This window comes from Xanthomonas sp. SI (assembly GCF_014236855.1).
In the GTDB taxonomy this organism is placed as follows: Bacteria; Pseudomonadota; Gammaproteobacteria; order Xanthomonadales; family Xanthomonadaceae; genus Xanthomonas_A.
The window spans coordinates 5,114,929-5,131,834 of sequence record NZ_CP051261.1 but is presented as its reverse complement, the minus strand read 5'-3'; the positions used below and the strand labels follow the sequence as shown (position 1 = coordinate 5,131,834).

Annotated in this window: 3 protein-coding genes; all 3 read left to right on the top strand. The window is 67.3% G+C overall.

The genetic code is table 11. From position 1 onward, the window contains the following. Positions 1–34 precede the first annotated feature (34 nt). The 3 genes from HEP75_RS21685 (at position 35) to HEP75_RS21670 (ending at position 16,891) form a co-directional block, all read left to right on the top strand. Positions 35–1,714 (top strand): ShlB/FhaC/HecB family hemolysin secretion/activation protein, encoded by a 1,680-nt coding sequence (locus HEP75_RS21685; protein ID WP_185824912.1) that lies wholly within the window; start codon positions 35–37, stop codon positions 1,712–1,714. Between the two features lie 73 nt (positions 1,715–1,787). Next, positions 1,788–16,373, top strand: coding sequence for a hemagglutinin repeat-containing protein (locus HEP75_RS22370; protein ID WP_255423937.1), 14,586 nt, complete (start codon positions 1,788–1,790; stop codon positions 16,371–16,373). Beyond that, positions 16,370–16,891, top strand: a complete 522-nt coding sequence (locus HEP75_RS21670) for a hypothetical protein (protein WP_185824911.1) — start codon at positions 16,370–16,372, stop codon at positions 16,889–16,891. Before HEP75_RS22370 ends, HEP75_RS21670 begins: the two co-directional genes overlap by 4 nt. Positions 16,892–16,906: the final 15 nt, after the last annotated feature.

Here is a 16,906-nt window from a genome sequence, read left to right as displayed (position 1 = left end):
AGGTGTGAGTGTGTCGAGGAAAGGACTCTCTCTGATGGCCGTGGCTGTCGGCGCGCTGGCGTGTCTGGCGGTTCCGGCGTTTGCGCAGGAACTGCCGACCACGCTGGACCGCCAGGAACAGCTGCGCCAGGCCGAAGAGGTACAGCGCAAGCAGGAGCAGGACCGGCAGGCGCCGTTCGCCGGCCCGCGCGAGCCCGTGGCGCCGGCCGACATGCGCAGCATCGCATTGCCTGCCGAAACCCTGTGCTTCCCGATCCAGCGCATCCAGCTGGGCGGCGCCGGTGCCGATGGCGCGCGCTTCGCCTGGCTGTGGCTGTACCTACGCCAGTACCAGGGACGCTGCATCGGCCGCGAGGGCATCGACCTGATCCGCCGCCGCGCGCTCGATCAGCTGGTCGCACGCGGCCTGGTCACCACCCGCATCGGCGTGCCCGAGCAGGACCTGTCCAGCGGCCGCTTGCGCTTCGAACTGATGCCCGGCCGCTTGCGCCAGGTCCGCGTGGCGTCTGCCGATGGCCAAGCCTTCTGGCGCAGCGCCTTGCCGCTGCGGCCGGGCGACCTGGTCGATCTGCGCGCGATCGAGCAGGCCGTGGAGCAGTTCAAGCGGGTGCCCTCGCAGGACGCCAAGATCGATATCGCCCCGGGCGAGCAGCCCGGCGAATCGGACCTGGTGATCACCCTGCAGCACAGCCGGCGCTGGCGCAGCGTGCTCAACGCCGACGACTCCGGCGTGCGCGCCACCGGCCGCGTGCAGGGCGGCATCGACTTCGCGCTGGACGCGCCGCTGGGCATCAACGACCTGCTGTCGATCGGCTACAACCACGACCTGGTGGACCACGGCGCCGAGCGCGGCACGCGCGGCAACAGCCTCAGCTACAGCGTGCCGTGGGGCTGGTGGACGTTCGCGCTGTCGCTGTCGTCCTACCGCTACCACCAGCGCGTGGACGGCTACCTGCAGAGCTTCCAGTCCAGTGGCGAATCCAACAGTGCCCAGCTCGACCTGCAGCGGGTCATCCATCGCAACGGCAGCAGCAAGACCACCGCCGGCGTGGTGGTGGCCAAGCGCGAGGCGCGCAGCTACCTGGACGGCATCGAGATCGGCATCCAGCGCCGGCACACCACCAGTGCCGAGGCCTACCTGAGCCACCGCCGCTACCTGGGACCGATGCAGCTGGACCTGCGCCTGGCGCACCGCCGCGGCACGCCCTGGTTCGACGGGCAATGGACCGGTTACGACCCGGCAGTGGGTTTCCCCAGCTTCCGCTACGGCGTTACCACCCTGGATGTGAGCACCGGGCTGCCGTTCAAGCTCGGCAGCGTGGCCGCCAGCTGGGACAGCAGCCTGCACGCGCAGACCGCCTCGCAGCTGCTGCTCGGCTCGGAGTTCATCAGCATCGGCGGGCGCTACAGCGTGCGCGGCTTCGATGGCGAACGCACCCTCGGTGCCGAACGCGGCGCGTACTGGCGCAACACGCTCAACCTGCCGGTGCAGCGCCTGGGCATCGTCCCGTACCTGGGCGTGGATGCCGGCCGCATCGGCGGCCCCAGCGCCAGCGGGCAGGACGGACGCAGCCTGGTCGGCGCCTTCATCGGCGTGCGTGGCGCGCGCGGCGGGCTCACCTGGGACGGCTTCGCCGGCTGGGATCTGCACGCGCCGCGCGATTTCGATACCGCGCAGCCGGCCTACGGCGTGCGTGTGACCTATCAGTTCTGATCCCCGGGCCGCCGTTTGGCGGACGGGTTTTTGTGGTTTTGAGCGCCGGTGGCGCGACGAGAGAGAAATGGCGATGGACAAGGATTCCGCTGGCATGCGCACCACGATGGCCGACCGCTTCAAGCGCGGCGTGGCGATGCTGCTGTGCTGCACCGTCACCTGGACCTCGCTGCCGCTCTACGCGCAGGTCGTGCCGGTCGCCAATCCCGGCGGGCAACAGCCGGGCCAGCAGGCCGCGGCCAACGGCGTGCCGGTGGTCGACATCGTCGCCGCGAACGCGCGCGGCGTCTCGCACAACCGCTATTCGCGCTTCGACGTCGGCGCCAACGGCCTGATCCTCAACAACAGCGCCAACATCTCCAAGACCGAACTCGGCGGCTACATCGCCGGCAACGACAATCTCAAGAACAGCGGTGCGGCCACGCTGATCCTCAACGAAGTCACCTCCAGCGCCAGCCGCCTGCAGGGCTATACCGAAATCGCCGGGGCCAGGGCGCAACTGGTGATCGCCAACCCGAACGGCATCAGCTGCGACGGCTGCGGCTTCCTCAACGCTTCGCGGGTCACCCTGGCCACCGGCACGCCGCAACTCGGCAGCGACGGTGCATTGAACGGTTTCGCCATCACCGGCGGCGTGCTCAGCATCGGCAGCAACGGCCTGGACGCGTACAACGTCGATCGCCTGGATCTGCTGTCGCGCCAGCTCAGTGTGGACGGCTCGGTGTGGGCCAAGGACCTGCTCGCCAGCACCGGCACGCAGCGCATCGGCTACGACGGCATGCTGCTGGAGCTGCTGCCGGGCAGCGATGGCGCGGCGCCGTCGATCGGCATCGACGTGGCCTATCTCGGCGGCATGTACGCCGACCGCATCCGCCTGATCGCCACCGAAGCCGGGGTCGGCGTGGTCAGCCGCGGCACCCTGGCCGCGCAGAGCGGCAGCCTGCAGATCGACAGCGCCGGCCAGCTCAGCCTGAGCGGTACCACGGTTGCCCGCGACGACGTGGACCTGCGCGCCGCAGGCGCGTTGACCCAGCAGGGCACGCTCGGTTCGCAGCAGGCCAACGTGCGCCTGCGCGCCACGCAATTGAGCCTGAGCGGCGACACCGTCGCCAGCGGCCTGCTCGACGCGCGCGCCAGCGGCAGTTTCCTCCACAGCGGGCGCAGCAGCGCCGGCGCGATCAGTCTGTTCGGCTCCGAACTCGATGCCGGCGGCACGCTGTACAGCAGCGGCGCGTTGAGCCTGGACGCGAGCGGCAACCTGCACAACAGCGGCGTGGCCTACGCCGCCACCACGATGGCGTTGCATGCCGGCGGCAGCTGGCTGCAGAGCGCCGGGACGCTGCAGAGCGGCGGCGCGATGAGTGTGCAGGCGGCGCGGATCGACGCCGCCGGCACGCTCGACGCCGGTGCCGGCCTGGGCTTGCGCAGCGATGGCGACATGCGCCTGTCCGGGTTGGTCCAGTCCTGGCAGGACGCCGCGCTGCAGGCCGGTGGCCGCCTCGACAATGCCGGCCAGCTCAGCGCCGGCGGCCGCGTGGACATCGCCGCGGCGGCGATCGGCAACCGCGCCAACGGCGTGCTGTCAGCCAATGGCGACGTCGCCCTGGCGACCACCGGCACGCTGGACAATGCCGGCACCGTGTACGCCGGGCGCGACCTGCGGATCGACGCGGCGGCCTTCGCCAACGACGGCAGCAGTTATGCCGGCCGCAACGCGGACATCGCCAGCAGCGGCGCCACCCGCAGCCGCGGCAGCCTGGTCGCCGGCGATGCGCTGCGCGTGGATGCGGCGCAGTTCGTCAGCAGCGGCGAACTCGGCAGCCAGCGCGGCGCCACCAGCCTGTACAGCCGCGGCGATCTCGCGCTCGACGGCGCCGTGGCGGCGAAGGGTGCGCTGACGGCGCAGGCCGCGGGCGACCTGCACCAGTCCGGCACGCTCAGCGCGGCCAGCGCGCAGCTGCAGGCCGGCGGCGCTGCGCTGCTGGACGGCACGCTGAAGACCGACGGCGCACTGCAGCTGAGCGCCGACGGGCAACTGCGCAGTGCCGCCACGATCGCCGCCGGTGGCGACGCCGATCTGCGTGCGCAAGGCACGCTGCTGCAGGCCGGGCAGATCCAGTCCGGCGGCGCGCTGCGCCTGCAAGGTGCGGACATCGACCAGTCCGGCGTGCTCGACGCGGGCACCACGCTGTCCCTGCGCAGCGCCAATGCGATGCGCCTGGCCGGCACACTGCAGGCGCGCGGCGACGTTGCGCTGGACAGCGCCGCAACGCTGCAGAACCAGGCGCAGGTGGTCGCCGGGGGCAACCTGGCGGTGACCGCCGGCAGCCTGGACAACACCAGCGGCGCGGCAATGTCGGCGAGCGGCGATGCCACCATCGGCAGTGCCTCTGCGCTGCGCAACGACGGCAGCCTGCATGCCGATGGCGCCCTGCGCCTGAGCGCCGGCAGCTTCGCCCAGACCGAGACCGGCAAGGCTTACGGCGGCACTAGCCTCGACCTCGCCGCGAGCGACGCGGTGGACAACCGCGGTGACCTGATCGGCGGCGGCGACGTGCGCATCGCCGCCGGCAGCATCGCCAGCAGCGGCCAGCTCGGCAGCCAACGAGGTGAACTCGCGCTCGACAGCCGCGGCGACCTGAACCTCGACGGCGTCGTGGTCGCGGCCGGTGCGTTGCGCGCCGCCGCACTCGGCGACGTGCACCAGCGTGGCAGCGTGCAGGCGCAATCGGCGCAGTTGCAGGCTGGCCGCGATCTGACCCTGGCCGGCACCCTGCGCAGCGCGACGACGCTGCAATTGCAGGCGCAGCGCGCGTTGAACGTGGACGGCCAGGTCGTGGCCGGCGGCGATCTGGGCATGCGCGGCGCCAGCGTCGCGCTCGGCCAGGACGCCGTGATGCAGACCGCCACGGCGCTGCAGGTGGACGCCGGCACGATCGACAGCCGCGGCGCACTCGATGCCGGCACCGATCTGCGCCTGCGTAGCCAGGGCCAGCTGACCCTAGCCGGCATCGCCCAAGGCGGTGGCGACGTGGTGCTGGAAGCCGGCGCTGGGTTGGACAACAGCGCCCAGGTCGTCGCCGGCCGCAATCTGCAGCTGAGCGCTGCCAGCGCGGTCAACCGTGCCACCGGCACGTTGGCGGCGGCGGACACGCTCGACCTGCGCGTCGCCGGCCTGCTCGACAACGCCGGCCGCCTGCGCGGCCAGAAGTCCCTTCTGCTGCAGGCCGGCGACTTCCAGCACAGCGGCGAGCTGTACGCCGGCCAGGCGCTGGATCTGCACAGCGCCGGCGCGCTGGACAACCGCGGCACGCTGATCGCTGGCGGCGACCTGCGCATCGATGCCGGTAGTCTCAGCAACAGCGGCCAGCTCGGCAGCGAGTCCGGCCAGGTGACGCTGAGCAGCCAGGGCGACATGCAACTGGGTGGCAGCGTCATCGCCGCGCAGGCGCTGAGCGTCAGCGCGCTGGGCGATCTGAATGTGGATGGCGCGCTCAAGGCGCAGTCGGCCACGCTCGCCGCCGGCCGCGACCTGAGCGTCGCCGGTGGCGCACAGACCGCTGCCGCGCTGGAGCTGCAGGCACAGCGCGCGCTGCGCGTCGATGGCCAGGCATTGGCCGGCGGCGATCTGCGCCTGAGCGGCGCCAGCATCGCCACCGGGACGGCCGCGGTGCTGCAAGGCGCAGCTGCCGTGACCCTGCAAGGCGGCGCCATCGACAGCCGCGGCACGCTCGATGCCGGCACAGATCTGACCTTGCGCAGCGACGGCGCGCTGGCAGTCGCCGGCGTGGCCCAGGCCAAGCGCGATATCGCGCTCGATGCCGGTGCAGCGCTGAGCAATGCCGGCCAGGTGGTCGCCGGCCGCGACCTGAGCGTCGCCGCGCAAAGCATCGACAATGCCGCCAGCGGCACGCTCGCCGCGCAAGGCGCGCTGCAACTCGCCACGCCTGGTACGGTCAGCAACGCCGGCAGCCTGCAGGCCGGCCAGGCCATGACCCTGGACATGGGCACGCTGCAACACAGCGGCCAGGCCTACGCGGGCGATCGCCTGACGTTGCGCGCCAGCGGCGCGGTGGACAACCAGGGCGAACTGATCGCCAAACATGATCTGCAGGTCGACGCCGCCAGCATCGCCAGCAGCGGCCAGCTCGGCAGCGAAACCGGCCAGGTCGCGCTGACCAGCCAGGGCGATGTGCGTCTGGGCGGAATCGTCGCCGCGGCCACGCAACTGAAGGCGCAAGCGCAAGGCGATCTGCTGCAGTCGGGCACCGTCAGCGCGCAGGTGCTGGACCTGCACGCCGGGCGCGATATCGCCATGGCTGGCCAGGTCACGGCCGCGCAGTCGTTGCAGGCCCAGGCGCAGCGCGATCTGCATGTGGACGGGCAAACCAACGCCGGCCAGGGCGCATCGCTGAGCGCGGGTGCCACATTGAGCACCGGCAGCCAGGCCGTGCTGCACAGCGCCGGCGCGATCGCACTGACCGGCGCACGCATCGACAGCCAGGGCACGCTGGACGCCGGCACCACGCTTGCCCTGACCAGCAGCGGCGATCTCGCGCTGGCCGGCATCGCTCAGTCGGCGACGACGCTGAACTTGAATGCCGGCGGCGCACTGAGCAACGCCGCGCAGGTCGTGGCCGGCACCGACCTGACGCTGACCGCGGCCAGCGTCGACAACGCCGCCAATAGCCTGCTCGCCGCGCAGGGCGATGCAACGCTGACCGTGAGCGGCGCGTTGGGCAACGCCGGCGCGCTGCGCGCGCGCCAGCGGCTGCAGTTGGACGTCGGCTCGCTGCAGCAGACCGGGCAGAGCTACGGCCTGCAGCGCCTGGGCCTGACCGCCAGCGGCGCCGTCGACAACCGCGGCGACCTGATCGCCGGCAACGCGCTGCGCGTGGAAGCGGCCAGCGTCGCCAGCAGTGGCCAACTCGGTAGCGAAAGCGGCGACGTGGCGCTGGTCAGCCATGGCGATCTCGCGCTGGGCGGCACGCTGGCTGCCGCCGGTGCGTTCAGTGCCCAAGCCGGCGGCGCGCTGTCGCAGACCGGCGCGCTCAGCGCCGCGACCACGCTGCAACTGCAGTCGCACGGCGACCTAACCGTGGCCGGCACGCTCTCGGCCAAGCAGCTCACCCTGACCAGCGATGCCGCACTGCTCCAGCGCGGCACCGTCAACGGCAGCGACGTCGCCTTGCAGGCGCAGCGCATCGACAACGCCGGGCAGACCCTGTCCAGCGGCAACCTGAGCCTGCGCGGTGGCGATATCGCCATCGGCGGCGTCGCCGCGGCTGGCGTGCGCAGCGACGGCAGTCTCGGCAGCAGCGGTGCGCTGGACCTGCATGCCGACCGCACCCTGAGCGCCAGCGGCAAGCTGATCGCCGCCGGCAACCTCACCGCGCAGGCCACCCAACTCAACCTGGCCGGTAGCACCAGCCGCGTCGGCGGCGATGCCAGCCTGACCGCGAGCAACGGCCTCGATCATCGCGGCGCCGATCTGCTCGCCGGCGGCCTGCTGACCGTGCGCGCCGGCGGCAGCCTCGACAACGGCACGCTCAACGGCGTCGGCGGACAACTGCAGGCCGCGCGCCTGGATCTGGGCGCAGCGTCGTTGAGCAACACCGGCGGCACCCTGGTGCAGAGCGGCAGTGGGCAGACCCGCATCGCCATCACCGGCGCGTTCGACAACGGCAACGGCAAGCTGGCCACCAACGGCCAGGACCTCAACCTCAGCGCCGCGTCGCTGAACAATGCCCAGGGGCGCATCGAACACGCCGGCAACGGCACCGCCACATTGAGCATCGGCGGCGCCGTCGCCAATGCCGGCGGCCGCATCCTGACCCAGGGCCAGCTGCAACTCGGCGCCAATGCCGGCATCGACAACCAGAACGGCGCGATCGCCGCCGCCGGCGACGCCACGTTGACCGCGGCCAGCCTGAGCAATGTCGGCGGCAGCGTGTCGGCACGCGGCTTGAACACCCAGCTCGGCGGCGCGCTCGACAACCGCAGCGGCGTGCTGCAGGCCTCCGGCGGCACCCTGACCGTACGCGCCGACAGCCTCGACAACCGTAGCGGCACGCTGCAGGCTATCGCCAACGGCAGCAGCGGCGGCGATCTGCGGACCGAGATCGCGCACACGCTCAACAACGATGGCGGCCTGCTCGGCGCCAGCAACGACGCCAGCATCGGCGCCGAGAACCTCAGCAACAGCGCCGGCACCGTCCAGGCCGGACGCGACCTGGCGCTGACCGCGCGCGGCCAGCTCGACAACCACCAGGGCGGGCGCATCGGCGGCGGCCGCGACCTCAACGTCGCGGTTACCGGCGCGCTGCTCAACAGCGGCGGCCAGCTCGACAGCGGCAACGCAATGACCCTGTCCGGCGGCCGCATCGACAACAGCCAGGGCAGCATCGCCAACAACGGCAGCGGCCTGACCCAGCTCACCACCGGCGGCGAACTGCGCAATGCCGGCGGCAGCCTGGGCGGGCGTGGCAGCGTCGTGCTCAACGCCGCCAGCGTGGTCAACAGCGACGGCCAACTGGTCGCCGGCGGCAATCTCGTCGCCAACACCAACGCGCTCGACAACCAACGCGGCAACGTCTACGCCGGCAATACGTTCCAGCTGCAGCGCGCCGGCGCAACGCTCGACAACCGCGGCGGCACCATCAAGGCCGAACAGGCGGTGCGCCTGAACCTGCAGAGCCTGAGCAACAGCGGCGGCCGCATCGGCGCCGGCAGCAGCGTCGGCGGTGCCGGCGACGTGGTCATCGATACCGTCGGCTTCGACGGCAGCGGCAACATCCTCGCGCAGAACCTGCTCGACCTGACCGTGCGCAGCGACTACACCCACCGCGCCGGCGCCGACATCACCAGCAACGGCGACTTCCGCCTCAGCGTCGGCGGCAACATGACCAACGCCTCCGCGCTTAAAGCCGGGCGCAGCCTGAGCGTGACCGCCAACAACATCAGCAACGTCGCCGGCGCGACGATGCAGGCGGGCAACACCCAGTTGAATGCCGGCGGGACCATCGACAACGCCGGCGACATTTCCGCCAGCAACAATCTGCAGCTCACGGCCGGCAGCGTCTACAACACCGGCAGCCTGGTCGGCGCCAACGTGCTGGTGGACACCGGCACCCTGGTCAACGGGGCCGACCTGGGCAGCGCCACCGACAACGCCGCTTACGGCTCGGCGCTGATCGGCGCCACCAACGGCATGACCCTGCTGGTCCGCGACCAGCTGCTCAACCGCGACGCCAGGATCTTCAGCCTCGGCAACATCGCCATCGGCGGCGCCCGCGACGGCGGTGGCACGCTCACTGCGCGTACCGGCGTGGTCAACAACCTGTCCGGCAGCATCGAGGCCGATGGCAGCATTTTGATTGCTGCCAATCAACTCAATAACCGACGGCGGACGATCACGACGGCCACCTCGCAACTGTCTGCCGACGAGCGCGCTGCCGCTAACCAGACGATGCCGGAACAAGAGCTTCGCAACGATCCGGAGCCTGCCAATTATCACGGCCACAATCTCGGCGTTTTCCGAACCTTCGACGCGCAACAAAAGGAAAGGGTGACTGCCGCCAGCGCCGAAGGCCGCATCGCGGCGGGCGGGAATATTGCATTGTCCGGCAGCGTCACCAACACCGCCTCGACGATTGCGGCAGCGGGCGCGCTATGGATCAACCAGCGCGGTGTCTCCGGTCTGGCCGACGGCATGATCGCGGGCAACGAGAGCGTTCTGAATCAAGCGTTGGCACTCAATCAGAGATTCAACTACACCGATACCGAATACAAAGCCGGCACCGGCCCCAGAGGCTGCACGCCTCCGCCAGGGATGGTGCAGTGCAGTGGCGAAGATGCAGAAAACCAGTCGGGTGGCAACATCGGCGGGAATACGGCATCCGTCACCGGTACCGGCACCATCGACACCAGCTACACCGCCCTTGCCGCCAACATGACCGGCGGACAGGGCGTGTCGATCAACGGCGCCACCATCAGCAACGGTGCCGTCGGCAGCGATGGCCGCAGCATCGGCGGCGCCGCGTTCAACGCCACGCAAGGTACGGCACTGAACCGCCGCAGCGCACAGAGCGCCAACGGTGTCGGGAATAAAGCCGTGCAGGCGCAGACCGGCACGGCCGCGGGCGGTGCAACGGTCAGCAACCGCATCGTCAGTGCCAGCATCGGCCCGATCCGCATCGATGAAGGCCAGGGCTCGCTGGTTAAAAGTACCGATGCGTCTGCCGCCAACGTGCAACCGCAGACGGTGCAGGCCAGTCTGTCCAACGCGGGCAGCACCACCCAACGCCAACAGATCGACCCCGGCACCGGCAATGTGCAGCAAGTGGTTGGTGGTATCGGCGCCCCGCTCGGCAACATCACGTTGCCCATCGGCGGTCTGTACCGCCTGGTCGGCGCCAACGGCGCCAGCGTCAACGCACTGGGCCGCGCCGCCAACGGCCTGGGTGGTGTCAACGCCAACCGCAGCAATGGCCCCGGCCGTCGTTACCTGATCGAGACCGATCCACGCTTCGTCAATTACGACAACTTCATCAGCAGCGACTACCTGCTCGACAAGCTCGGCGTGGACCCCGAATGGACCCAGACCCGCCTGGGCGACGGCTTCTACGAACAGCGGCTGGTGCTGGACCAGATCACTCAGCTGACCGGTCGCCGCTACCTGGGCAACTACGACGACGGCGTGGCGCAGTACCGTGCCCTGCTGGACGGCGCCGTGGCCGAAGCCGGCGCGCTGCACCTGGATGTGGGCGTGGCCTTGACTGCTGAGCAGGTCGCCGCGCTGACTCACGACATCGTGTGGATGGTCGAACAGGAGTACCAGGGCCAAAAGGTATTGGTGCCGGTGGTATACCTGTCGTCCAGCACCGCGCTGACCCTGCGCAGCGACGGCGCCCTGCTCGCCAGCGACAATGGCGACGTCTCGCTCAACGCAACCGCGAGCCTGAGCAACAGCGGCACCATCAGCGGCGTCAACGTCAGCGCTACCGCCGGCAACCTGCTCAACCAGGGCCGCATCGCCGGCACCGGCACGGTCAGCCTGCAAGCGCAGCAGGACCTGCTCAACCTCGGTGGCCAGATCATTGGCCGCGACGTCCTGCTGAGCGCCGGCAATGACCTGCTCAGCAGCACAAGCGGCGGCGTGCTGAATGCAGGTTCCGGCATCACTGCCGACCGCAATCTCCTGATCAATGCCGGCCATGACCTGACCCTCGCAGGCGTCACGGTGCAAGCCGGCGGCAGCGCCGCCCTGCAGGCCGGCAACAACCTGGTGCTGCAGCCAACGGCAAGCTCGGAAGAACGGGGTTTCACCCGCGACGGCGCAACAACGACACTCGCCACTGGCGCCGATCTGTCGCTGCTCGCCGGCAACGACCTGCAACTGCACGGCGTCGCCATCACCGCTGGCGGCGACGCCGCGCTGCAGGCCGGCCACGACCTGTCGCTGACCCCGGTCACGGATGTCAACGGCAAAGCCACGGTACGCAGCAGCATCGTCACCGACGGCAGCCTGCAACTGGCGGCCGGCAACGACATCACCATCCGCCAGGCCGAAGTGAAGGCCGGTGGCGACCTGATCGCTGCGGCCGGACACGACCTCAACGTCGAATCGGTGCTGGGCGAGAGCACCACCACCACCGACCACACCCGCGAGGGCAAGACCAAGGTCACCACGACCACCACCACCCAGGACCTCGATGAGCAGGCGCTCACCGCCGGCGGCAACCTGATCCTCAGCGCCGGCAACGACGTCAACCTGGTCGCGGCCAAGCTCGACGCAGGCAAGGGCCTGGCCGTGGTCGCCGGCAACGACATCAACAGCACCACGCTGACGACGGTGGACAGCAGCGACACGCTGGAGACGCGCAAGCGCTTCAAGCAGACCACCAGCACCACCGATGAGACTGTGCACGGTACCGAGTTCAGCGCCGGCAGCGATATCGCCATGCAGGCGGGCCATGACATCAACCTGACCGCCGCGCAGGTCTACTCCGAGACCGGCGGCGTTGCCTTGACCGCCGGCAACGACGTCAACCTGCTCGCCACGCAGGAGCAGCACGACGCCGAACAAGACATGCAGAAAAAGAAAAAGGGCTTCCTGTCCAGCAAGACCACCACCACGCATGACGAGTGGCACGACAGCTTCGCAGTAGGAACCTCGCTCAGCGGCGACACCGTACAGATCAAGGCAGGCAACGATATCGCCGTGGTCGGTTCGACGGTCCTGGCGGACAACGATGCGCGTCTGGTCGCAGGCCACGACATCACCATCGAGTCTGCCCAGGATCAGAGCAGCGAGGAACACAGCAGCAGCCAGAAGAAATCCGGCTTCAGCGGCAGTTTGTCCGGCGGCGTCGCCAGCGTTGGTTATGGCAAGTCGCGCAGCGGCAGCGATACGGCCACGGAGACGACCACGCAGGTGGCATCGGCGGTCGGGTCGCAGCAGGGCAACTTGCTCATCAGCGCAGGCGATCAACTGACCATTGCCGCGTCGGACGTCGCCGCAGGCAAGAACCTGACCCTTGCGGCCAAGGACATCGCGCTGCTGGCACGCCAGGACACCACGGACACGCAATCCAGCCAGTCCAGCAAGTCCAGCGGGTTCTCCGTTGGCGTGACCTACGATCCGGGCGCGGCGTACCGCAGCGCTCGCGATTCGACGACCGACAACATGCCCGACAGCGGCTCGACCATGGGCAAGATCAGCCGCCGTGCCGAGGGCGACATGGCCGGTATCGCGGCAGCGACCACGGCGGTGGTGATCCAGGCCGGGGCGCATCGCTCCAATGATGCGCAGAACGACAGCACCAGCGACGCGCGGGTCAGTCAGCTGAGCGCCGGCGGCAACCTCAGCCTGCTGGCCAGCGATGGTTCCATCACCAGCCAGGGCGCGCAGTTGTCGGCGGACGGCAATGCCTTGCTGCTGGCCAGCCAGAACATCGTGTTCGATGTGGCGCACAACACCGAGTCCAGCGGCAACGCCAGCACCGGCAAGGGCTGGGGCTACGCCAACAACACCGCCAGTCCGCCATTCGGCAACTACAACCAGAAGGGCGATGGCAACGGACAGTCGGACACGATCACCGGCACCCAGCTGTCTGTCGGCGGCAATGCCAGCCTGACCACCACCAAGGGCGACATCGCGCTGACCGCCAGCAACATCGCGGCGCAAGGCGATGTCGCGATACGCGCGGCGGGCGACCTGACGATCCAGAGCGGGCAGGACACCGTTGGCAACGCCAACACCTCCAACAACAAAGCCATCGGCACGGTGATCATCTCCGACACCGAGCGCTTCGCCGGCTACCACACCGAGGACCATCGCGACGACAGCGCGAAGGTCACGCAAGTGGCCAGCAGCGTGGGCAGCCTGGGCGGCAGCGTCAGCCTGACCGCGGGCGGCGCCTACACCCAGTCTGCCGGCAACGTGGTGGCGGCCAAGGACGTGGACATCACCGCCGCGTCGATCGACATCTTGACTGCCAACGACACGCACTCGGCCTCGTCGCAGGACGACACGCTGAAGTTCGGTGTGTTCGCACGGGTGAAGTCGCCGCTGATCGACCTGATCAACAACGTGGATGCGGCACGCAACTCCGACGGCCGGTTGTCGGCGATGCAAGGCATGGCCGCGGCGGCCAATGGCTACCAGGCGGCCAGCGCGATCAGCAGCACGGCCGGCGACGCCGGCAGCGGCTCGCTGGTCACCGTCGAGGCTGGCGTGGGCTATGCGACCAGCACGGAGCAGTACAAGGGCAGCAGCCAGACGTCGCAAGGTTCCACCATCAGCGGCGGCGGCAACGTCAGCCTGACCAGCACGCAGGGCGACCTGCACGTCGTGCAGGGTAACCTGAAAGCCGGCGATACGCTGAGCCTGGATTCGGCGCGCGACCTGGTACTGGAAGCGGGTAAGTCCACGGCCTCGGAGCAGAGCAAGGGCAGCAATGCCGGCGTGGAAGTCGGCGTGGGCGTATCGGTCGGTGCGCAGACCGGCTACTACGCCTATGTGCAGGCCAGCGTCGGCAGCCATTCGTCGAACGTCGATGGCGCGACGTGGAAGAACACGGAACTGGCCGGCCAGACCATCTCCCTCGCCTCGCAGGGCGACACCACCTTGCGCGGCGCCGTGGCCAAGGCCGACCGGATCGATGTGCAGACTGGCGGCGACCTGACCATCGAGTCGTTGCAGGACACAACGAACAGCCAATCCAAGGAGAGCGGCTACGGCGGCCGCATCCAGGTGGCCATCGGCAATGCGTGGGATCTCAGCGGCTACGCCAGTTCGGCGACAGCGAACGGAAGCTCTGCGGGCGTGACCGAACAATCGGGCCTGTTCGCGGGCAAGGGCGGCTACCACGTCGATGCCGGCAACGTGAACCTGATCGGCGGCGCCATCGCCAGCACTAACGCGGACAACAGCGAGCTGACCGCCGACTCGCTGACGTATACCGATCTGAAGAACCAGATGGACTACAGCGCCGCGTCGGGCAGCATCAGCGGCGGGTTCGGCCATGCCAACCAAGGCGCCACGGATGCCGATGGCAACGCCGTGGGAGCTGGCGGGCAGTTCAAGGACATCGGCAACACCCTTGCTACTGGCAGCTTTGGCGAAGTCAACACGGCCCACTTCAGCGGCGGCGTGCCGATGTCCGAAAGCGGCAAGGACAGCGCGACCACGCGCGCCACGCTGACCGAAGGCAAGATCGTCATCGGCGGCAAGCGCACCACGGCGGCGGAGACGGGCATCAATACCGACGCCAGCATTGCAAACGAAGTCCTCGCGGCATTGCCGGACGTGCGCAAGGTCATGGTCGATCAGCAGGCGATGGGGGCCGCGGCCGGGACGGTGCTGGAGACCAGCGGGCAGGTCGCCAGCGACATCGCGGCCAATGCGGCGAGAAAGGCCGACGATGCGCGCGCGGCGTACCTGAAGGACCTCAGCGGCGATCAGCAAGAGGCGTTCGCGAAACTGGACCCGGCAGCACAGCAGAACCTTCTGCTGAGCCAGAGCGCGGCTTACCGCGACGCTTACGCCACTGAGAAGCAATGGGGTGCCGGCGGTGACTACAGCCGAGCGCTGCAGGCGGTGACGACGGCGCTGGTGGGCAGCGTGTCGGGCCAGGCCGCAAGCCAAGTGGCGGGCAATGCGCTGGCGCCCTATGCGGCGCAGCTGATCGGCCAGACCTTCGACGCCAACCACGGCAGCGACCCGAATGCAGCGATGCAGGTGCTCTCGCACGCGCTGCTGGGCGCGGTGCTGGCGGAGGTGAACGGCACGTCGGGCACAGGTGGCGCCTTGGCCGGGGCGGGCGGCGAATTGGCGGCGCAATGGCTGACCAAGGAGCTGTACGGCAACGACCCGCGCGCGATCGACTCGGAGGGTAAGTTCAACCCGAACCTGCTGCCGGAAGAGGACAAGCAGACGATCGTGGCGCTGTCGCAGGCGGTCGGTGCGCTGGTGGGAGGGATGACCGGGGGCAGTCTGAATGATGCTGCCGTCGGAAGCGGCATTGCACGCAATGCGGTGGAAAACAACTGGTTGAAGGAAGATGAAGCCGCCTTGAAAAAGGTCGCTCAGGCCGAGTGCACGGCAGCGAACAAACTGTCATGCGACATCGTAGACGCCATAAATAAGTTAGATGAAGCACGGGACGCTGACTACGCTGCAAATGTCGCCTTGGCGAACGCGAATATGGATTCGCACGGTATTCCGCACACGCTTGGCGAACTCGACTTCTATATGGAAGGCTACTGGAAAGCCAACGGTTTGGGCGGTCAAAAGGACGCCATATTTACAAACGGTATAGTTCGTACTTACCCGACATTTGGACAGGATCTCTACGATCTTCTAGCAAGTGCACCAAAGCTGCTGCCGGACTTGTTAATCGGTAAAAACACATTCGTGGCTGCGGGGATACTGAATCAAGGTCTTTTAACTGCGGGTGGTGAGACGTTTGCGGCATGGCAGGATCTTGTCCAGCCCGGCCAGGCGAGCAATTACTTCACTGGTAAGCCTGTGGAGGGCGCAGATGCTTGGTCTGCACGCTTCCTGAGTGCTGTGGGAATAGTCCAGGCTGCTTTGACAGGAGGCGGGAGTAACGTCGCGCGCGCCGGTATGAACGCTGCCGGCGAAGTAGCTGAGACTGGCACCTTGGCCGGTGCTACCGTCCCTAAAGAAACTTCAAAAAATCTGCTTGGTAATGCTGATAAAATGCTTCCCGATGCCATCAATGGCGATGGCTTGTCTAGCCGGACGGCCAGGGATGTAATAAACGAAATAGACTCTGGAAATCTTCCCGGAACACCTATCGGCGGCATTGGCACGCCTCGCGAAATGCGACCAACTTCCAATCCTAGTGCCGCCGCTGAGGGATTTGCGATGGAGTTTTTTGGAGGTAAGATTCCAGATGATGCAATCCTTATGAAGAACGGGGCATGGCGTGCAAAGATCCCAGGAGAACCAGGAGAAGATACTTGGGTTACCTATCGTCCGGCAAACGTAGCAAGCGATAGAACCAAAGTGACTACAGCCACCGTAGAAGTAAATGGGCTTAAAATAAATACGGTTAACGGTGGTCCAGAAAATGTATTGAAGCTCAAATTCCCCTTAATTGGAGAGACTGGACCAGGAGCCAAAAGATGATTCATATGCATAAGGCAATTGTTGAGCGGTTGGCGCGCATTCTTGATGTTCTAATAATTAGCGAAATGCCGGTTATATTTTTTGGAATGAGTGGCACGGGGCTTGTTGAGTACCCTGCATGTTCTGCATCTTCTCAGCAGCTATCGGTAGATATGATTTATCGATTTATTAAATGTGGAGTAGTAGAATTTTTTCCTGACGACTGGGTAGAAGATGCTGGGTTTAGAAGTATTGATGATTATTTTGAAAAATTAGCGAGTGTCGACAAAAATAAAAAATCAACTTCCCTTGGGGAGCTATCCAAGCAACACGATTTGGACATGGGGGTTTGGCTTGAGCCTCAGTTGGTATCCACCGAGCTGGGAGAATCTATTTTTAAAAGATGTTTTGCGGAAAAAGAAGTGAGTGATGATGAATCCCTCGATATGTTTAGAGAGGAACTCGAAAGTTTATTCAAAAAAAACAATGTTCCATGGACAAGTAGACCATTGATTCCTCTTAAATTAAAAGGTGAATAGGTGTTTTTTCGGGTA